This is a genomic window from Ramlibacter sp. (genome assembly GCA_019635435.1).
GTDB lineage: Bacteria > Pseudomonadota > Gammaproteobacteria > Burkholderiales > Burkholderiaceae_C > JAHBZM01.
Map to the genome: position 1 here is coordinate 2,082,678 of JAHBZM010000001.1, position 19,013 is coordinate 2,101,690.

The following is a 19,013-nucleotide window of genomic DNA, read 5'->3' on the forward strand; positions in this document are numbered from 1 at the left end:
TGGTGGCGTGCCGGCGACGCAGAATGCAACCATGCTCGATGCGTTTGAACCCTTTGATGTCCACGTGGACGGTGTGCGCCTGCATGGGCGCCGGGGCGGGCAGGGCGCGCCGCTGCTGTTGCTGCACGGGCATCCGCAGACGCATGCCATGTGGCACCGCGTGGCGCCCGGCCTCGCGGAGCACTTCAGCGTGGTGATGATGGACCTGCGCGGCTATGGCGATTCAGACCGGCCCGCGTCCGACGCGCAGCACCTGCCCTACACCAAGCGCCGCATGGCGCGCGATGCCTTGCAGGTCATGGCGTACCATGGCTTCAGCCGCTTCCAGGTGCTGGCCCACGACCGCGGCGCGCGCGTGGCGCACCGGCTCGCGGCCGACCATGCGCAGGCGGTGCAGCGCCTCATGTTGCTGGACATCGCGCCCACGCTCGCGATGTACCAGAACACCACCGAGGCCTTCGCGCGTGCCTACTGGCACTGGTTTTTCCTGATCCAGCCCGGGCCGCTGCCCGAGGCCCTGATCGACGCGGACCCCGCGCGCTATGTGCGCAGCGTGATGGGCCGCCGCCACGCGGGCCTGGCGGCGTTTGCGCCCGGGGCACTGGCGGAATACGAACGTTGCGCTGCCCTTGCGGGCACGGCGCACGCCATCTGCGAGGACTACCGGGCGGGCGCGGGGCCGGACCTCGTGCACGATCGCGAAGACATGGCGGCCGGGCGCCGGCTCGACATGCCGCTGCGCGTGCTGTGGGGCGAGCACGGCGCGGTCGGGCGGTGCTTTGACGCACTGGCGCTGTGGCGCGAGCGCGCTTCGGACGTGTCGGGCCGCGCATTGCCGTGCGGCCACTACATTGCCGAGGAGGCGCCGCAGGTGCTGCTGGCCGAGGCCACCGGTTTTTTCATCCATTGATCAGCAAAGAGGAGTTATCCATGAGCAAGTCCACAGGCAAGAAGCGCATCGCGGTCATCGCTGGCGACGGCATCGGCAAGGAAGTCATGCCCGAGGGCCTGCGCGTGATGCAGGCCGCCGCCAGCCGGTTCAACATCGACCTGCAGTTCGACCACTTTGATTTCTCGAGCTGGGACTATTGCGAGAAGCACGGCAAGATGCTGCCCGACGACTGGAAGGACCAGATCGGCGGGCACGACGCCATCTACTTTGGCGCCGTGGGCTGGCCCGACAAGATCGCCGACCACGTGTCGCTGTGGGGTTCGCTGCTGCTGTTTCGCCGCGAGTTCGACCAGTACGTCAACCTGCGCCCGGCGCGCCTGATGCCCGGCATCATTGCGCCCGTGGTCCGGCGCGACGGCTCGCCGCGCGAACCCGGCGAGATCGACATGTACATCGTGCGCGAGAACACCGAGGGCGAGTACTCCAGCATCGGCGGGCGCATGTACCCCGGCACCGAGCGCGAGATCGTGGTCCAGGAAACGGTGATGTCGCGCACCGGCGTGGACCGGGTGCTGAAGTTCGCCTTCGAGCTGGCCCAGTCGCGCCCGAAGAAGCACCTGACCAGCGCCACCAAGTCCAATGGCATCTCGATCACCATGCCCTACTGGGACGAGCGCGTGGCCGAGATGGCCCGGGCCTACCCGGGCGTGAAGATGGACAAGTTCCACATCGACATCCTCACCGCGCACTTCGTGCAGCGCCCCGATTTCTTCGACGTGGTGGTGGCGAGCAATCTTTTTGGTGACATCCTCAGTGACCTGGGGCCGGCCTGCACCGGCACCATCGGCATTGCACCCAGTGCCAACCTCAACCCCGAGGGCAGGTTCCCGTCGCTGTTCGAGCCGGTGCATGGCTCGGCGCCCGACATTGCGGGCAAGGGCATTGCCAACCCGATCGGCCAGATCTGGTGCGGCGCGATGATGCTGGAGTTCCTCGGTCACAAGGATGCGCACGACGCGGTGCTGGCCGCGATCGAGAAGGTGCTGGCTCCCCAAAGCGGTGCGCCACGCACGCCCGACATCGGCGGCACGGCCAGCACGATGGATTTGGGCAAAGCCATCGCGGCCGCGTTGTAACCAATTGAGCGCCACGTGACACCCGTCACGGGCGATGTGAATAAATCACCTGATGTGTGGCCCATGGCACGAACCCCTGCCCGTGGGGCGTGCCAAAAGCGACTAGAATCCGCCTCCACGCGCTGTAAAGCTGCTTGTCGTATTGACACGGTGTGAGTCCGTGGCTTTAATGACATTCAGCAGTTCATGCTGCGAACGAAGTCTCCCGCACCCTTGCCTCGCGCGCCTGTTCTGGCCGCCTCAAGAGTGGGGAGACAAAAATTTTTTGAAGAGACATATCTGATCAACTCTTTTTCTCTACGAGGGGCCCCTTGTGAACAAAACCGAACTGATTGAGCACATCGCAAAGCACGCTGACATTTCCAAGGCCGCCGCCACCCGCGCGCTGGAATCCACGATCGGCGCCGTCAAGACCACGCTGAAGAAAGGCGGCTCGGTATCGCTGGTTGGTTTTGGCACGTTTGCGGTGGGCAAAAGGGCCGCTCGCAGCGGCCGCAATCCCCGCACCGGCGCTACGATTAAAATCAAGGCAGCCAAGGTGCCAAAGTTCCGTCCGGGCAAAGCATTGAAGGATGCGTTGAACTGACAGATTGATCCGGTGGGGTGCTTAGCTCAGCTGGTAGAGCGGCGCCCTTACAAGGCGTAGGTCGGCGGTTCGATCCCGTCAGCACCCACCACCCATGAGAAGGCGAACAACTGTTCGCCTTTTGTGTTTTTAGTCCACTGAGAGCCAGAGCATGTTTGATTTCGTCCGCAAGCACACCAAGATCATGATGGTGGTGATGTTCCTGTTGATCATCCCGTCGTTCGTGCTGTTTGGTCTGGACGGCTACAACCGCATGAAGGAAAAGGGTGAGGTCGTGGCCAAGGTTGATGGCCGCGACATCCTGCAGACCGAATGGGATGTGGCCCACAAGAACGAGGTCGACCGCATGCGCAGCTCGATGCCGTCGCTGGACCCCAAGCTGGCCGACTCGCCCGAGGCGCGCTACGCCTCGCTGGAGCGCATCGTGCGCGACCGCGTGCTGCAGGCCGCGGCCGGCAAGTCCCACCTGGTCACGGGCGACCAGCGGCTGATGCAGGAGCTGCAGTCCAACGAAGCCATAGCCTCGCTGCGCCAGCCCGATGGCAAGCTTGACATGGACCAGTACCGCCGCCTCGTCGGCGCCCAGGGCATGACGCCCGAGATGTTCGAGAACGAAGTCCGCGCCGACCTCGCGCGCCGCCAGGTGCTGCAGGGCGTGACCACCACCGGCATTGCCGCCACCGCGCCGGCCAATGTGCTGCTGGGCACCTATTTCGAGCGTCGCGAGGTGCAGCTGGCGCGTTTCGAAGTGTCTGCCTTCGCGGCCAAGATCACGCCGACCGACGCGGAGATCGAGACCTTCTACAAGAACAACCTCGCGCTGTTCCAGTCGCCGGAGCGCGCCTCCATCGAGTACGTGGTGCTCGACGTGGACAACCTGCGCGATGGCATCACCGTCAGCGAGCAGGACCTGCAGGCCTACTACAAGGAAAACGCGGGCCGGCTGGCCGGCCAGGAAGAGCGCCGTGCCAGTCACATCCTGATCAACGCGCCCAAGAGCGCGCCGGCCGCCGAGCGCGAGAAGGCGCGCGCCAAGGCCCAGGAACTGCTGGCGGCCGTGCGCAAGGCGCCGGACTCGTTTGCCGAGGTGGCCAAAAAGAATTCCCAGGACCCGGGTTCCGCGCCCGCCGGCGGCGATCTGGACTACTTTGCGCGTGGTGCCATGGTCAAGCCGTTTGAAGACGCGGTCTTTGCCATGAAGACGGGCGAGATCAGCGACGTGGTGGAGTCCGACTTCGGCTTCCACATCATCAAGCTCACCGACATCCGTTCGCCCAAGCAGCGCAGCTTCGAGGAAATGCGCGCCGAGCTTGAAAGCGACATCAAGAAGCAGCAGGCCCAGCGCAAGTTCGCCGAATCGGCCGAGGCCTTCACCAACGGCGTCTACGAGCAGGCCGACAGCCTCAAGCCCACCGCCGACCGCCTCAAGCTCAAGATCCAGGTCGCCACCGACGTGACGCGCAAGCCGCCGCCGGGCGTGACCGGCGTGCTGGCCAACCCCAAGTTCATCAATGCCCTGTTCTCGCCGGACTCGATCGAGAAGAAGCGCAACACCGAGGCGGTGGAAGTGGCGGCCAATCGCCTGGTGTCCGGCCGCATCACGCAGTACACGCCGGCGCGCACGCTGCCGCTGGCCGAGGTCAAGGAACTGGCGCGCCAGCATCTGGTGACGCAGCGCGGCGCCGAAATGGCCAAGAAGGAAGGCGCCGAGAAGCTGGCGGCCTGGAAGGCGGCGCCGCAAAGCGCCGTGCTGCCGGCCGCGATCACGGTGTCGCGCGAGGACACCCAGATGCAGCGGCCCCAGGTCATCGACGCCATCCTGCGCGCCGACGCGGCCTCGCTGCCGGCCTTTGTGGGCGTTGATCTCGGCCCGCAGCAGGGCTATGTGGTGGCCAAAGTCAACAAGGTGGTGGCCCGTGAGGCGGTGGACCCGGCCACCGCCGCCAAGGAGCGCAGCCAGTATGACCAGTGGTGGGCTTCGGCCGAGGGCATTGCCTACTACAACCTGCTCAAGGAACGCTTCAAGGTCCAGATCAAGGTGCCCAAGCCGGTGGCGAAGGCCGCTGGCGAGGCCCCGCCCGCGCAGTAACGCCTTTTGAACGGGCCCGCAAAGGGCCCAGCCCATGAAAAAAGCCCGCCAGTGATGGCGGGCTTTTTTGCTATCGGGTGGGGTGGCTGATGGGACTCGAACCCACGACGACCAGAATCACAATCTGGGACTCTACCAGCTGAGCTACAGCCACCGCGAAAGAACGAGATTATAGCGGCCTTGTGGCGCCCGTTCAGTTCACCATCACCAGTTTTCCCTTGACCCCGCGTGAACCCATGTGGGCGTAGGCGGCCTTGAGCTCGTTCATGGGCATGGTGCGGTCGATCACGGGCTTGATCTTGCCCTGGGCATACCACTGCGCCAGCTCGCCCATCATGGCGGCATTGGCCTTGGGTTCGCGCTTGGCAAAGTCGCCCCAGAACACGCCCACGATGGAGGCGCCCTTGAGCAGCGCCAGGTTCAGCGGCAGCGCCGGGATCGGGCCCGAGGCGAAGCCCACCACAAGGTAGCGCCCGCGCCAGGCGATGGAGCGGAAGGCCGGCTCGGCGAAGTCGCCACCCACGGGGTCGTAGATCACGTCGGGGCCCTTGCCGCCCGTGGCCGCCTTGATCGCGTCACGCAGGTTCTCGCGGGTGTAGTTGATGGTTGCGTCGGCGCCGATGGACTGGCACAGCGCGCATTTCTCGTCAGTGGAGGCCGCGGCAATGACCCGCGCGCCCACGGCCTTGGCGATCTGGATGGCCGAGGTGCCCACGCCGCCCGCGGCGCCCAGCACCAGCACGGTCTCGCCGGCCTTGAGCTGGGCCCGGTCCACCAGCGCATGCCACGAGGTGGCGTAGATCATGATGAAGGCCGCCGCGTCCACCGGCGGAAAGCCCGGGGGCAGGGGCATGCACAGCGCGGCGGGCGCGATCGTGTGGGTGCCGAAGCCGCCGGTGCCCGACAGGCAGGCCACGGCCTGGCCGACCTTGAGGTGGGTCACGCCTTCGCCCACGGCCTCGATCACGCCCGCGTATTCGGAGCCGGGCACAAAGGGCAGCGGCGGCTTGATCTGGTACTTGTTCTGGACGATCAGCAGGTCCGGAAAATTCAGGCTCGCGGCCTGGATCGCGATCAGGACCTCGCCCGCTTTGGGTTGCGGGGTCGGCAGTTCCTTCCATTGAAGGGCGTCCACGCCGGTGGGATCTTCGCAAAGCCATGCATGCATCGTGTTCTCCTGTCAGATGGCGTTGATGATAGGCAAACGCGCCGGCATCGATTGTCTCTGCCGTGACGCGCGCCGCGGGGGCGGACCTACAATCGCGCTCATGGTCTGTCACTCATGAAAATACTGATCTGCAACGACGATGGCTACCAGGCGCCGGGCATCGTCGCCCTTCATGAGGCGCTGCAGGACCTGGGCGAGGTCGAGGTGGTGGCCCCCGAGCACAACAACAGCGCCAAGTCCAACGCGCTCACGCTGCACTCGCCGCTGTACGTGCACCAGGCGTCCAACGGGTTCCGCTATGTCAACGGCACGCCGGCCGACTGCGTGCACATTGCGCTCACCGGCCTGCTCGGCTACCGGCCCGACCTGGTGGTCAGCGGCATCAACAACGGCGCCAACATGGGTGACGACACGATCTACTCCGGCACCGTGGGCGCGGCCATGGAAGGCTACCTGTTCGGCATTCCCGCGATCGCGTTCTCGCAGACCGAGAAGGGCTGGAAGCACCTGGACGCGGCGGCCCGCAAGGCGCATGACCTGGTGCGCGGCCTGCTGCCCGGGCTGCCCGCCGCCGACCCCTGGCTGCTCAATGTCAACATCCCGTGCCTGCCGCTGGCGGACATCAAGCCGCTGAAGGTCTGCCGCCTCGGGCGCCGGCACGCGGCCGAGAAGGTCATTGCGCAGGACAGCCCGCGCGGCGACACCATGTACTGGATCGGTGGCGCGGGCGCGGCCAAGGACGGCGCCGACGGCACCGATTTCCATGCGACGGCGCAGGGCCATGTGTCGCTCACGCCGCTGCAGGTGGACCTGACCGACCACGACCGCCTGCGCTACTGGGGCCAGACCGTGGCACAGCTCGCGCCGTCCACGCCAGCGGAGGCGCGGTGAGCCGGCGCCCGGCCTTTCCGGCCCGGATGGACCTGCGTTCCGGCGCCCCGGTTGCTCCCAAAAAGATAGCGAACAGTGGCCGCCCCGCAAGGGCTACAGGCCTGAAAGACCCGCAACCGCGGTCCAGCGGCGTGGGCATGGACTCCAGCGCCGTGCGGGCCCGCATGGTGCAGAAGCTCGCGGCCCAGGGCGTGAGCGATGCGCAGGTGCTGGCCGCGATGGGCAGCGTCGAGCGCCATCGCTTTGTCGACAGCGCGCTGGTCAACCAGGCCTATGAAGACACCAGCCTGCCGATCGGGCTGGGCCAGACCATCTCCAAGCCCAACGTGGTGGCGCGCATGGCGGAGCTGCTCATGGGCGGCGCGCGCGGGCCCACGGGCCGGCTGGGCCGCGTGCTCGAAATCGGCACGGGCTGCGGCTACCAGGCCGCCGTGCTGGGCCTGCTGGCCACCGAGGTCTACAGCATCGAGCGCCTGCGCGGCCTGCATGAGCGCGCGCGCGACAACCTGCGGCCGTTTCGCCTGGCCAATGTGCACCTGCTGTTTGGCGATGGCATGGTGGGCTTTGCCAAGGGCGCGCCCTATGCGGGCATCATTGCCGCCGCCGGTGGCGAAGCGATCCCGCAGGCCTGGATCGACCAGCTCGCGGTGGGTGGCCGCATCGTTGCGCCCATGGTCACGGCGCAGGCCAAACAGGCGCTGGTGGTGCTGGAGAAGACCTCCGCGGGAATGAAACAAACTGTTCTGGAAGCGGTTCACTTTGTCCCTCTAAAATCAGGCATCGCTTGAAGGGAATCCATACATGATCGAGTTGCGCAACGGGGTTTGGAAACTGGCACTGGCCTGTGTCGTGGCCGGGGTGCTGGCCGGCTGTGCCTCCAGTTCCCGGACCCCGGCGCCGGTGGAAGACCGTGGCACCGGTGCCGCGCGGCCCGCGCCGGTGGCGGTGGACCCGGGCGCCAAGCTGCCCCCGGGCGCGGAGAACGCCGGCAAGCCCGGCTACTACACCGTCAAGCCCGGCGACACCGTGGTGCGCATCGCGCTGGAAAGCGGCCAGAACTGGCGCGACATCGTGCGCTGGAACAATCTGGAGAACCCCAACGTGATCGAGGTGGGGCAGGTCCTGCGCATCACGCCGCCGGTGGTGACGGCGGCTGCACCCACGCCAGCGCCCGAGACCGGCGTGGTGGTCAAGCCCATCGCGCCCGGCACGGCCACGCCGGGCGCCGGCACGCCCACCCAGGCCGCGAGCGCGCCCAAGCCGGCAGCCTCGGCGGCCGCGGCGCCTGCCACGCCCGCTGCAACAGCCGGTGAAGACGACCTGCCCTGGGCCTGGCCCGTGAACGGGGCCGTGCTTGCGGGCTACGACGAGGTCAAGAACAAGGGCCTGGACCTTGCGGGCAAGGCCGGCGAGCCGGTGCTGGCGTCCGCCGATGGCCGCGTGGTCTACGCGGGGGCGGGCCTTCGCGGCTATGGCAACCTGATCATCCTCAAGCACAACAACACCTATCTGTCGGCCTACGCGCACAACCAGGCGCTGCTGGTCAAGGAGGACCAGGTGGTGCGCAAGGGCCAGAAGATCGCCGAAATGGGCAACACCGACGCTGACCGCGTGAAGCTGCATTTCGAGATCCGGCGTCAGGGCAAGCCGGTGGATCCGGCCAAGTACCTTCCCGCCAGGTAGCGGCCATGAAGAAGCGCAACGGCAACGGCAAGACAGCAGTTCCGGGCGCGCTTGAAGGCGGCGGCATGTCCGTGCCCGCCGAAGGTGGGCCGGCCGCGGCCGACGACGCGGAAGAGATCAGCCCCGAAGCCCTGCGGCGTGACCCGCTGCGCGAGGTGGCGGGCGAATCGAGCGACACGCTCACGCTGTACCTGCGCGAGGTCCGCCGCACCGAGCTGTTCACGGCCGAGCAGGAATTCGCCATGGCCACGCGCGCGCGCGCCGGCGAGTTCGAGGCGCGCCAGTCGATGATCGAGCACAACCTGCGCCTGGTGGTCAGCATCGCCAAGGGCTATCTGGGCCGTGGCGTGCCGCTGGCGGACCTGATCGAGGAAGGCAACCTGGGCCTGATGCACGCGATCGACAAGTTCGAGCCCGAGCGGGGCTTTCGCTTCTCCACCTATGCCACCTGGTGGATCCGCCAGTCGGTGGAGCGCGCCGTGATGAACCAGGGGCGCGTGATCCGCCTGCCGGTGCACGTGGTGCGCGAGCTGCAGCAGGTGCTGCGCGCGCGCCGCACGCTGGAGAACGACCCGGCCTTCGCCGCGGCGCGCAACGGCTTCGAGGGCGAGGGCGTGCGCGTGGAAGACGTGGCCGCGCTGCTGGGCCGCGATGTGCAGGAGGTGGCCGAACTGCTGGCCATGGCGGAGACGCCGCGCTCGCTGGACGCCGCGGTCGACCGCTCCGACGACGACCACACGCTGGGCGACAGCCTGGCCGACGAGCTCACGCTGGACCCCACCGGCGTGACGCAGAACCATGAAGTGGAGCGCCTGCTCAACAACTGGATCGAGGCGCTGTCGGGCCGCGAGAAGGAAGTGCTCGAGGGCCGCTTCGGCCTGCACGACCGCGAGCCCGAGACCCTGGAAGTGCTCTCCGACCGGCTGGGCCTGACGCGCGAGCGGGTGCGCCAGATCCAGAACGAGGCGCTGCTCAAGCTGCGCCGCCACATGGTGCGCAACGGCATCAACAAGGAAGCGCTGCTGTAGTCCGCCGGCCTGAGACAATTCAGGCATGACAGAAGAGAATTCAAAGCAGGAGCTGCCCGAGGGCTGGCTCGAAGTGGACGCGCTGGACATTGACGCCCAGGGCGTGGCCCGCCGGCCCGACGGCAAGGTGGTGTTCATCGAGGGCGCGCTGCCCTTCGAGCAGGTCAGCGTCAAGGTCAACCGCAGCAAGAACAACTGGGAACAGGGCACGGTCACCGCGATCCACCGCGAATCGTCGCAGCGGGTGCGGCCGGGCTGCCCGCATTTCGGCTTGCATGCGGGCGCCTGCGGCGGCTGCAAGATGCAGCACCTGCATGTGGGCGCGCAGGTCGCGGTCAAGCAGCGGGTGCTGGAAGACAACCTGTGGCACTTGGGCAAGGTCCGCCCCGAGGGCATCCTGCGGCCCATCGAGGGGCCGCCCTGGGGCTACCGTTACCGGGCCCGGCTGTCGGTGCGGCATGTGCACAAGAAGGGCACGGTGCTGGTGGGTTTTCACGAGCGCAAGAGCCGCTACGTGGCCGACATGCAGGAATGCCATGTGCTGCCGCCCCACGTGAACGCCATGCTGATGCCGCTGCGCGAACTGATTGCAGGCATGGACGCGATCGAAACCTGTCCGCAGATCGAGCTGGCCTGCGGCGATGAGGTGACCGCGCTGGTGCTGCGCCACCTGGAGCCGCTGAGCGAGGGCGACATCGGCCGTTTGCGCGCCTTTGCCGCCCGGCTCCCCGGGGTGCAGTGGTGGCTGCAGGCCAAGGGCCCCGACACGGTGCGCCTGCTCGATGAGGGCGGGCCCGAGCTGGCTTATGCGCTGCCCGAGTTCGGCATCACCATGCCGTTCAGGCCGACCGATTTCACCCAGGTCAATCCGCACATCAACCGCGTGCTGGTCGGCCGTGCGCTGCGGCTGCTGGCTCCCACGCGCGACGAGCGCGTGATCGACTGGTTCTGCGGCCTGGGCAATTTCACGCTGCCGCTGGCGACCCTGGCGCGTGAGGTGCTGGGCATCGAGGGCAGCGAGACGCTGGTGGCCCGCTCACGCGAGAATTTCAAGCGCAATCAGGCTGGAGTCCAGGCAGGGCGGCCATTGTGCGCTACAAAGTTTGTAGCACGCAACCTGTTTGACATGACGCCCGCGCTGCTCGCGCAGGACGGCTTTGCCGACAAGTGGCTGGTCGATCCGCCGCGCGAAGGGGCCTTTGCCCTGGCCAAGGCGCTGGCTGATCTGCACCAGGCCCGCATCGGCGCGCCCGACGCGCCGGCCTTGCCACCCGAAGCGGCCGGCTGGGCGCCGCCACGGCGCATCGTCTATGTGAGCTGCAACCCCGCCACGCTGGCGCGCGATGCGGGCCTGCTGGTGCACCTGGCGGGCTACCGCTGCACGCAGGCGGGCGTGGTCAACATGTTCCCGCACACGGCGCATGTGGAGAGCATCGCGGTGTTCGAGCTCGACCCCTGATCCACGCCATGCAAAAAGGGGGCCGAGGCCCCCTTTTTTACGTTGCCGCGATGCGCGGTCAGTCGCGGTCGCCGCCCATGATGCCCAGCAGCATCAGCAGGCTCTGGAACACGTTGAACAGGTCCAGGTACAGGGCCAGCGTGGCGCTGATGTAGTTGGTTTCGCCGCCGTCGATGATCTGCTTGAGGTCAAACAGCATATAGGCGCTGAAGATGCCGATGGCCATCATGCTGATCACCATCATGCCCACGGTGGAGCCGACGAACACGTTGATGATGCCGCCGATCAGGATCGCCAGCGCGCCCACGAACAGCCACTTGCCCATGCCCGACAGGTCACGCTTGATCACGGTGGCCAGGCTGGCCATCACGAAGAACACGCCCGCGGTGCCGCCAAAGGCCGTCATGATCAGGCTGGGCCCGTTCTTGAAGCCCAGCACCATCGCGATCAGGCGCGACAGCATCAGCCCCATGAAGAAGGTGAAGGCCAGCAGCACCGGCACGCCGATGGCCGAGTTCTTGGTCTTCTCGATCGCGAACATGAAGCCGAACGCGCCGCCCAGGAACACGATCAGCCCGATGCCGCCCGTGAGGCCGCGCGTGATGCCCGTGGCCACGCCGAACCAGGCGCCCAGCACGGTGGGCAGCAGGCTCAGCGCCAGCAGCCAGTAGGTATTGCGCAGCACCTTGTTGCGCTGCGCGGCGGGAGAGGCATAGCCGTAGTCAATGCTGTGGACTTGCTCGTTCATGGTCGTTGACTCCTTGTGTTCTGCAAAGCGGCAGATGCGGGCATTCTAGGGGGATTCAAGCCAGGCAGGCCGGAAAACCCGGGTTCGACTGGGAGTACTCCTGTTCCTACTTTTTGTAAGGTTACTTTTGCCCGGTGCGTGGCCAGTGGCGGCACAGGCACCCGTTATGCTTGTCGCTTCCCTGATTCAACCCTCATTCATCACCATGAAAACCAAACCCTGCCTCGAAGCCGCTGACGTGAAAGCCATTGCCGCCGCCGCCGAAGCCGAAGCCCTGAAGAACCAGTGGGCCGTGAGCATCGCGGTGGTGGACGACGGTGGCCACCTGCTGTGGCTGCAGCGGCTCGATGGCGCCGCGCCGATCTCGGCCCACATCGCGCCCGCCAAGGCCAACACGGCGGCCATGGGCCGGCGCGAAAGCAAGGTCTATGAAGACATGATCAATGGCGGCCGTGTGTCCTTCCTCAGCGCGCCCGACCTCAAGGGCCTGCTCGAAGGCGGTGTGCCCATCGTCAAGGACGGGCAGGTGCTGGGTGCCGTGGGCGTGAGTGGCGTCAAGTCCACCGAAGACGCGCAGATCGCGCGCGCGGGCATTGCCGCCATCGGTCTTTGAGCGCAAAAAAAAGCCTGGCTGGTCGGGCAAGCCCGTTGGCTGGCTCAAAAACGACCTTGGAGACCGTAAGCCTCGGGTCGCCCCACGATGAAACCTATTTGGTGAGAATCAGCTTGCCCAGCTTGGTGGCCTGCAGGCGGTAGACCGCGCCGTTGTGGTTGATTTCCACGGCCTTGCTGCCCCGCAGCAGATCCGTGCTGTGGACCTGTCGCGCTGCGTCTTCTGACGATGCCTGTATCGCCGCTTGACCGCCGGGCGGTTGGAGCGGGAGGGTGGGCGTTTCGCGTGAATCAGTCATGCGCAAATGATAATGATTCTCAACCGTAATGGCAAGCGATTTCTGCCTTGGCACAAGGGTCTTCCTGGCGCAGGGCGGGGCGTCTGCCCCGCGGGGGGTGCCCTGGGTCAGGCCAGCCTGGCCGGCTGTGATGCGTGGCTGGAGGCCGGTGTGGCCACCGGCAGATGGGCCACCACCTTGTGGGGCTCCAGCTGGTCCAGCACCTGGTGCAGGCGATCCAGTAGCAGGGCCACATCGGCTTCCGAGGGGGCCGGTTCGCCCTGGCCCTGCTCAGGCAGCGCCATGGTGACCACACGAAAGCGCGGTGACAGATGCAGCGGCAGCGGAGCGGCGCCGGCCAGGCCCCTGGCAATGATGTGCTGGGCCAGCAGCTTGAGCATGACGGCCTTGTAGGGCGTCTCCAGCAGGATGGCGAAGCGGGTGTCGGCCACGCGGCACACGGTGTCCACATCGCGCACCAGCTGCGACAGCTGCGAGGCCGCCACCACCAGCGCCCGCTCGCCCATCTCGCGGCCCCCCGAGGCCACGATGTCCGCATGGTTCGACAGGTCCACCAGCACCAGCGCGCACTCACCGCGGTTGCGCCGCGCGCGGCGCAGGGTGTCGGCCAGCCTCAGCAGCAGCACCGGCAGGATGGTCAGGCCCGTGAGGGGATCGGTGCTGTCGATGACGCGCATCCGGGCCCGGTTCTCGTTGAAGTCCTTGGCACGACGGTGCAGGATGTACAGCAGCAGCGGGATCTCGATGGCCGAGCCGATCAGCACCGCATACTGGGTGGCCCAGCTGTCGGGCAGCACGCCCGCGCTGCGCAGCGCGGGAAACGGGTAGGCCAGGTGCAGCGGCAGAAAGCCCAGGGCGGTCCAGCCCGCATACACCTCGCCCTTGCGCCAGGCCCAGATGCAGACCGCCATGCTCAGCAACACCGAGAGCAGGCCGTACAGGTTGAGCAGCTTGAAGGCCGCCGGACTGAGCATCAGGAAGTACAGCGCCGGGTAGATGAATCCGAACAGCGACCAACCCGTCATGAAGCGGTGCAGGCCGCGGTGATGGCGTTGCACGGCCGCCACCTCGCGCACAAACCAGATGCCCGATGCCGTCAGCCACAGCATGAACAGCGCGGGTGCCGCGTTGTTCCATGTCGCGAGCGTGGGCCAGAAAAACAGACCCCCCAGCCCCGTGAAGGCCAGCTGGAAGCCGAGCATGCAGGCCACATAGCTCACATAGGCCACAAACACGCGGTCGCCATAGAGCTGCACATGGACCCCGCCCAGAAACAGCACCAGCAGCACGAAGCCCAGGTAGCCACCCAGCAGCAGCAGCGACTGGTCGCGCTGGGTTCGCAGGTCCTGCGCATCCAGCAGCTGCAGGCTGGGGCTCAGGGGCGCGGGGTGATTCTCCAGCCGCAGCCAGACCGTGCCACCGGCGGCCGCATCGAGCTCGAACACGGGCGTGCGGTCCGGATGCGACCAGGCGGCCACGGGAAGGTGGTCGCCGGCGTCCTGGCGCGTCCACTCGCCGCCCGGCGCCTGCTGGTAGAACGTGGCGCTGTCGGTGAACGCTGCCCCTTCCAGCATCAGGTACCAGCGCCGTGAGGCATCCAGCGCGGGGGTGTCAAACCGCAGCCACAACGCGCCGCGATCGAGTTCAAACGACCTGGACTGGCCGAGCGGCTGCAAGGTGTCGGCGGGCAGTTGCCGCACTTCGTCCAGCGTGGCGCGGCCCGCGCGGTCGATCCAGAACGAGGTTTGCGCCGTGATGAAGTCACCCGAGGCCGTGGCCCAGGTCTGCGGGCCGGCGATCCACAGGCACAGCATCAGCAACAGTCCCCGCAGCGCGCGGCGCATGGGTCGGTGCATGCCCGTGCCGTCAGCCTGTGCCATGGCGGTCATCGGTTGCTGATGCGGCCTGCCCTGCGTGAGGCACCCAGCGCCCGCGGGTGGTCCAGGCGTCTTCCAGCCGGTTGAGCCAGTCGGGCGAGCGCGGCTCGTGGTGCCAGCCGGCGACGGCGTCACGCAGCGGGTTCAGCACCTGCTGCGGCAGGCCCAGGGGCCGGGTCTGGTCCAGCAGAAAGCGGCTCAGCAGGTGGTAGCCCAGCACCCGGGTGAACATGCGCGAGATCGAGAATTGCGGGAGCACCAGACGCACCGTTGCATCGATGGCCCGTGTCACGGTCCGTCCCAGCGTGAAGGCGATGCGGGTCGGCAGGGGAGCGGCATCGCCGATGCCGATGTCGCGCGCGGAACCGGCGCCGATCAGCCATTGGGTCATGGGCACCGGGATCTGCCGGAGGACTGGCAGGCGGATCGATCGGGCCATGGTTCCCGCCAGAGCCTGGCCGAGCCCGGGGCGAACGTCGGGGTCCGCCGCCTGCGCGCAGCCCACGGCCCGCATGTGGTCAAACAGCCTGGCGGCTTCGTCGTAGCGGCCGGCCATGAGCCCGTCCTGCACGCCCAGCACGTGACCCACCACGTTCCAGGCGTGCAGGAACGCATCCTCGTCGGCATCGGTCAGGCCCAGCCCCATGGTCCGCATGCCCCGCAGGAACACATAGTGAAAGGTGAGCAGGGTGTAGGCGAGCTCCAGCTGGTTGCAGGGCAGGCCGCGCCGGGGCACGTCCCAGCCATGCGACAGCAGTGCCTCGTGCAGCGCGGCGTGGCCGCCTCCTGGCGGCCCGGCGGGGTGCGAGGCCGGCACGACGCCATCGACCTGCCCGGGCTCGCCGTGCAGGATCAGGTGCCGGATGGTGGCATGAATCAGCCGCACCTTGAGCACCTGGGCGATGCCGCAGCCGTCGGCGCTGGTCAGGCCGCCCTTGAGCATGACCGGGAACACCATGGCAGCGGTCTGGCGGATGCGGTGCTCGGTGTGGGCTTCCAGCTGGCCGGCCACGTGCAGCACTTCGGCGAGCTGGGGCGGCACATAGCATTCGGGCAGGCTGGCGCAAAACAGCAGCGTGCAGGCCAGTGGTCCTTCGCGCATGAAGGTTTCCTCAGCCCGCGCCACCTTGGCGGCGTCGGTCCATGCAGGCAGCTGGCGGCCCTGCGCAAGGTAGCCCTGCAGCGCCGCCACCACGGCCGGGTCGGCCGCGGGATCGTCCGGTTGCCAGTCGGCCAGGCCCGCGTTGCTGCGCCACTGGGCCATCAGGCGCGTGGCCTCGGCCAGCCGGGCCATGCCCGGCTTCATGGCGTCGGGCGCGTCAAGCCACGGGCCGACGATGGCCGCGATGGTGCGGTCGGCCAGCGGATCGGCCACGCGGGTCATGGCCTGGAGCAACAGGGCGGTCATGCCGTGGCCCCGGAGGCCGGCCGGGCCCAATGCCACCAGGCGGCGGCTGCAATGAGCAGCGGCATGCCCATGGCGAAGAACGCGACCGCGCGGGTTTCGACCGGGTGGCCCCACAGCAGCTGGAACAGCAGGCCCGACGCGTAGATGCCCAGGGGCACCAGTGCCGCGAGCCGTTCGCGGGGCCCGTTTCGCGCCGGCTCGCGGGGTGCCAGCAAGGCCTGGAAAAGCGTGATGATGGTGAACGACACCAGCATCCAGCCGGCGAAGCCCTGAAGGGTTTCGCCGAACCAGCCGCCGTCGGTCTTGTCCATGATCCACGCCTTGAGCACGAAAACGAAGTAGGGGTCGGCACCGAGGTCAAAGGCCGTGACGATCATCGCGGCCAGCCAGGCCGTGAGAAGCCTCGGCCCCCAGCCGGCGGGGCGGGCCAGCACGGGTTGCCGCCACAGGATCGTGCTGGCGAGTGCGTAGCCCAGCCAGCACAGCGCGAACCACATGAGCGCAATGGCCACCGGCACGTTGCCGATCTCGGGCCCCAGCACATGGGTGTAGTGGTAACGCCCGAAAAACCAGCCCCGTGATGAACCCATCTGCTCGGCAAACCAGCCCAGCGTGAGCGCAAGGCCCGCGAAGCCGAGGGCGCTGCGCGGTCCCGCCAGCCGCCAGGCCGACCACAGGGCCGCGGCAAACAGCAGCACGCAGGCCGCCACGAGGGCGGCGGTGAGCAGGAATGGGGTGGGTGCTTCGGTCACGACCGGAGTCGCGCGCCGGGAGCACGCCGTGTGGGAAAGGCGGGAAGGTGCAGGCCCATGGGTTCAGGTGGCAGGCGCCATGGGGCAGAAGCCTACCACGGGTTCAGCGGCCACCCGCCCGCGGCGTGGCGGTGCGAAAGCAGGACCCGCGAAGGCTATTTGGGTTCGGTGATGAAGCCGATCTTGCGCAGCCCCGCGTGCTGGGCCGCCGCCATGGCCTGCGCCACCTTCTCGTAGCGCACCGATTTGTCGCCCCGGATGTGCAGCTCGGGCTGGGGATTCTTCGCCGCTTCGGCTTGCAGCATAGGCTCGAGCGCGGCCTCTTCGATGCGGTTCTCGTTCCAGTAGTACTCGCCCTGGGCGTTCACGCTCAGCCGCACGGTTTCGGGCTTGACGTCCTGGGGCTGGTTGGTGGCGCGCGGCAGGTCAATGTTGACCGCGTGCTTCATCACCGGCACGGTGATGATGAAGATGATGAGCAACACCAGCATGACGTCGACCAGCGGCGTCATGTTGATCTCGTTCATCACGTCATCGGTGTCGTCCTGGGTGCCGAAAGCCATGGTCAGAGGCCTTTCTTCATGGGCACGATCTTCGCCGTGCCGCCGGCCGAAACGCGGGCGCCGGTCACGAAGTAGGCGTGCAGGTCGTGGGCAAAGCGGTTGAGCTTGGCCAGCACGCCCTTGTTGCCGCGCACCAGGGCGTTGTAGCCCAGCACCGCCGGGATCGCCACGGCCAGGCCCAGCGCCGTCATGATCAGCGCCTCGCCAATGGGGCCCGCCACCTTGTCGATCGTGGCCTGGCCGGCCACGCCTATCGACATCAGCGCATGGTAGATGCCCCAGACCGTGCCGAACAGGCCGACAAAGGGCGCGGTGGAGCCGACCGAGGCCAGCACCGCCAGGCCCGACTGCAGTTTGGCCGTGGATTCGTCGAGCTGGGCGCGCAGGCAGCGGGTGATCCAGTCGCTCACATCGAGGCTGTCATGCAGTTGCGGCTTGGTGGCGCCGTCCTTGTGCAGGATGTGGGCCGTGGCGTCGCGGCCTTCCACGGCGAGCAGGCGAAACGGGTTGGAAGGGTCGGTGCCCAGCTTGTTCATGCCGTCGGCGAAGTCATTGGCGTGCCAGAAGCTTTCGGTGCCACGCGCCTGGGCCGCGAATTTGCGCAGGTCGAGCACCTTGATCAGGATCACCATCCATGAAGCCAGCGACATGCCCAGCAACAGCAGGAAGACGCCCCTGGTGACGATATCGCCCTGCGTCCAGACATTGATGAGACCGAATTGCGAGTCCATGAATTGATTTACTCCAGAACAAAATTGATGGGGACGTTGAACCACATGGCCTCGGCCACGCCATTGCGTTTGCCGGGCAGGTAGCGCCAGCGCTGCACGGTGGTGAGCGCGGCCTGGTCCAGCCGGTCATAGCCGCTGGACTGGCGGATTTCAGCCTTCTGCGCGGTGCCGTCGGTGCCGATGAGCACGCGGATCACGACCTTGCCCTGCTCACCCAGCCGCTTGCTGATGGCGGGGTAGGCGGGCTTGGGGTTCTGCAGGTAGTCGGCATCGCTGGAGGGCAGCTCCACCTTGGGCGGCGGCGGGGGGGCCACGGGCGCGGTGGCGACCGGTGCCGCAATGGGCGGCGCCGGCGGCTGGGGCGCCACCACGCCGGTGGGTGCGCTGGGCGCGGGCGTGGGGTCGGCAATGGCCACCGGCATGGGTGGCGGGGGCAGGGGCTCGGCCTTCTTGATCACGGGCTGCTTCACCGGCACGGGCGGCTTGGGCACCGGCGGGGGCGGCTCGACCTTGGGGGCCGGGGGCTCAATGAACTCCGCGATGATCTCGGCGGGCACGATCACCTCCACCGCACGGCGCAGCAGACCTGACTGCAGGGCCCACAGCGCTGCGACGTGAAACAGGACCACGCTGACGGCGATCACCGCATTGCGGCTCAGCGCAGGAGGGAGGGCGGGGGCGGAGGACGAGGTCATGGGAGGGTGGGGCTGCCAGCCACTGCCGGCAGGCATGGTGCACAGCCTATTTGCGAAAAATCCACCAGGCCGAGCCAACGACCAGGATCAGGCTGCCACCGAGGGTTGAGAGGAGTTCCATGCCCGGCTTTCCGTGATGCGGTTGGCGAGCTGGATGGTCGAGGCTCCGGTCTCGCGGCTCAGGGCCGCCACGGGATGCATCGCATTGCACTGGGCCACCACATCGCGCGCGCAACTTTCGCACTGGCCACACTGGGTGGCCACGCCGAGTTCGAACTGGATGTCGTCAAAGCCCATGCCCGCCCGCGCGTGACGCGCGATGTCGCGATCAGAAACCCGGTGGCAGACACAGACAATCATGGCAGGGCAGGCTATTTGGCTTGCTGTTGAAGATGG

20 protein-coding genes and 2 tRNA genes are annotated in these 19,013 nt (G+C 67.4%); 11 read left to right on the forward strand and 11 right to left on the reverse strand.

Annotation, left to right across the window (positions count from 1 at the left end; genetic code table 11):
* Window positions 1–31: 31 nt before the first annotated feature.
* From KF796_10025 to KF796_10045, 5 genes are all read left to right on the forward strand, one after another.
* Window positions 32–910, forward strand: a complete 879-nt coding sequence (locus KF796_10025) for an alpha/beta hydrolase (protein ID MBX3586975.1) — start codon at window positions 32–34, stop codon at window positions 908–910.
* Between the two features lie 20 nt (window positions 911–930).
* Window positions 931–2,028: a tartrate dehydrogenase gene (locus KF796_10030; protein ID MBX3586976.1), complete on the forward strand. Its 1,098-nt coding sequence runs from the start codon at window positions 931–933 to the stop codon at window positions 2,026–2,028.
* Between the two features lie 313 nt (window positions 2,029–2,341).
* On the forward strand, window positions 2,342–2,614 hold the full coding sequence (locus KF796_10035) for an HU family DNA-binding protein (protein MBX3586977.1): 273 nt from the start codon (window positions 2,342–2,344) through the stop codon (window positions 2,612–2,614).
* A 15-nt stretch (window positions 2,615–2,629) separates the two neighbouring features.
* A tRNA-Val gene (locus KF796_10040) sits at window positions 2,630–2,705 on the forward strand.
* A gap of 60 nt (window positions 2,706–2,765) precedes the next feature.
* Window positions 2,766–4,703 carry a SurA N-terminal domain-containing protein gene (locus KF796_10045; GenBank protein MBX3586978.1) on the forward strand — a complete coding sequence of 646 codons (1,938 nt, stop codon included), beginning with the start codon at window positions 2,766–2,768 and terminating at the stop codon, window positions 4,701–4,703.
* Between the two features lie 78 nt (window positions 4,704–4,781).
* Here the strand turns inward: KF796_10045 and KF796_10050 are convergent.
* Together KF796_10050 and KF796_10055 are read right to left on the reverse strand one after the other, a co-directional pair.
* Window positions 4,782–4,857, reverse strand: a tRNA-His gene (locus KF796_10050).
* Between the two features lie 39 nt (window positions 4,858–4,896).
* On the reverse strand, window positions 4,897–5,871 hold the full coding sequence (locus KF796_10055; GenBank protein ID MBX3586979.1) for an NADPH:quinone oxidoreductase family protein: 975 nt from the start codon (window positions 5,869–5,871) through the stop codon (window positions 4,897–4,899).
* A gap of 114 nt (window positions 5,872–5,985) precedes the next feature.
* Between KF796_10055 and surE the strand changes: the two genes are divergently transcribed.
* From surE to rlmD, 5 genes are all read left to right on the forward strand, one after another.
* A complete protein-coding gene (gene surE, locus KF796_10060) occupies window positions 5,986–6,762 on the forward strand; it encodes a 5'/3'-nucleotidase SurE (protein ID MBX3586980.1) in 777 nt (258 codons plus the stop codon).
* Window positions 6,763–6,788: 26 nt separating this feature from the next.
* The gene (locus KF796_10065; GenBank protein ID MBX3586981.1) at window positions 6,789–7,550 is read left to right on the forward strand and encodes a protein-L-isoaspartate(D-aspartate) O-methyltransferase; all 762 of its coding nucleotides are present in this window, start codon (window positions 6,789–6,791) and stop codon (window positions 7,548–7,550) included.
* Between the two features lie 13 nt (window positions 7,551–7,563).
* Window positions 7,564–8,445: a peptidoglycan DD-metalloendopeptidase family protein gene (locus KF796_10070; GenBank protein MBX3586982.1), complete on the forward strand. Its 882-nt coding sequence runs from the start codon at window positions 7,564–7,566 to the stop codon at window positions 8,443–8,445.
* Between the two features lie 65 nt (window positions 8,446–8,510).
* A complete protein-coding gene (gene rpoS, locus KF796_10075) occupies window positions 8,511–9,473 on the forward strand; it encodes an RNA polymerase sigma factor RpoS (protein MBX3586983.1) in 963 nt (320 codons plus the stop codon).
* Window positions 9,474–9,498: 25 nt separating this feature from the next.
* Entirely contained in the window at window positions 9,499–10,932 is a 1,434-nt protein-coding gene (gene rlmD / locus KF796_10080; protein MBX3586984.1) for a 23S rRNA (uracil(1939)-C(5))-methyltransferase RlmD, read from the forward strand.
* Between the two features lie 58 nt (window positions 10,933–10,990).
* On the opposite strand, the gene KF796_10085 is transcribed toward rlmD, so the two are convergent.
* Window positions 10,991–11,680, reverse strand: coding sequence for a Bax inhibitor-1/YccA family protein (locus tag KF796_10085; protein MBX3586985.1), 690 nt, complete (start codon window positions 11,678–11,680; stop codon window positions 10,991–10,993).
* 205 nt (window positions 11,681–11,885) lie between these two features.
* Here KF796_10085 and KF796_10090 point away from each other — a divergent pair, with 205 nt between their 5' ends.
* On the forward strand, window positions 11,886–12,293 hold the full coding sequence (locus KF796_10090) for a heme-binding protein (protein ID MBX3586986.1): 408 nt from the start codon (window positions 11,886–11,888) through the stop codon (window positions 12,291–12,293).
* 94 nt (window positions 12,294–12,387) lie between these two features.
* Here KF796_10090 and KF796_10095 read toward each other — a convergent pair whose 3' ends face one another.
* From KF796_10095 to KF796_10130, 8 genes are all read right to left on the reverse strand, one after another.
* A complete protein-coding gene (locus KF796_10095; GenBank protein ID MBX3586987.1) occupies window positions 12,388–12,591 on the reverse strand; it encodes a hemin uptake protein HemP in 204 nt (67 codons plus the stop codon).
* 107 nt (window positions 12,592–12,698) lie between these two features.
* Window positions 12,699–14,480 (reverse strand): diguanylate cyclase, encoded by a 1,782-nt coding sequence (locus KF796_10100; GenBank protein ID MBX3586988.1) that lies wholly within the window; start codon window positions 14,478–14,480, stop codon window positions 12,699–12,701.
* The gene (locus tag KF796_10105; GenBank protein ID MBX3586989.1) at window positions 14,458–15,876 is read right to left on the reverse strand and encodes a DUF2236 domain-containing protein; all 1,419 of its coding nucleotides are present in this window, start codon (window positions 15,874–15,876) and stop codon (window positions 14,458–14,460) included. The genes KF796_10100 and KF796_10105 overlap by 23 nt, the downstream gene beginning before the upstream one ends.
* Entirely contained in the window at window positions 15,873–16,628 is a 756-nt protein-coding gene (locus KF796_10110; protein ID MBX3586990.1) for a carotenoid biosynthesis protein, read from the reverse strand. The genes KF796_10105 and KF796_10110 overlap by 4 nt, the downstream gene beginning before the upstream one ends.
* 155 nt (window positions 16,629–16,783) lie before the next feature.
* On the reverse strand, window positions 16,784–17,191 hold the full coding sequence (locus tag KF796_10115) for a biopolymer transporter ExbD (GenBank protein MBX3586991.1): 408 nt from the start codon (window positions 17,189–17,191) through the stop codon (window positions 16,784–16,786).
* A gap of 2 nt (window positions 17,192–17,193) precedes the next feature.
* Window positions 17,194–17,922, reverse strand: a complete 729-nt coding sequence (locus KF796_10120; protein MBX3586992.1) for a MotA/TolQ/ExbB proton channel family protein — start codon at window positions 17,920–17,922, stop codon at window positions 17,194–17,196.
* A gap of 8 nt (window positions 17,923–17,930) precedes the next feature.
* Window positions 17,931–18,617 carry an energy transducer TonB gene (locus tag KF796_10125; protein ID MBX3586993.1) on the reverse strand — a complete coding sequence of 229 codons (687 nt, stop codon included), beginning with the start codon at window positions 18,615–18,617 and terminating at the stop codon, window positions 17,931–17,933.
* Between the two features lie 87 nt (window positions 18,618–18,704).
* Window positions 18,705–18,977, reverse strand: coding sequence for a (2Fe-2S)-binding protein (locus KF796_10130; GenBank protein MBX3586994.1), 273 nt, complete (start codon window positions 18,975–18,977; stop codon window positions 18,705–18,707).
* Between the last annotated feature and the right edge of the window lie 36 nt (window positions 18,978–19,013).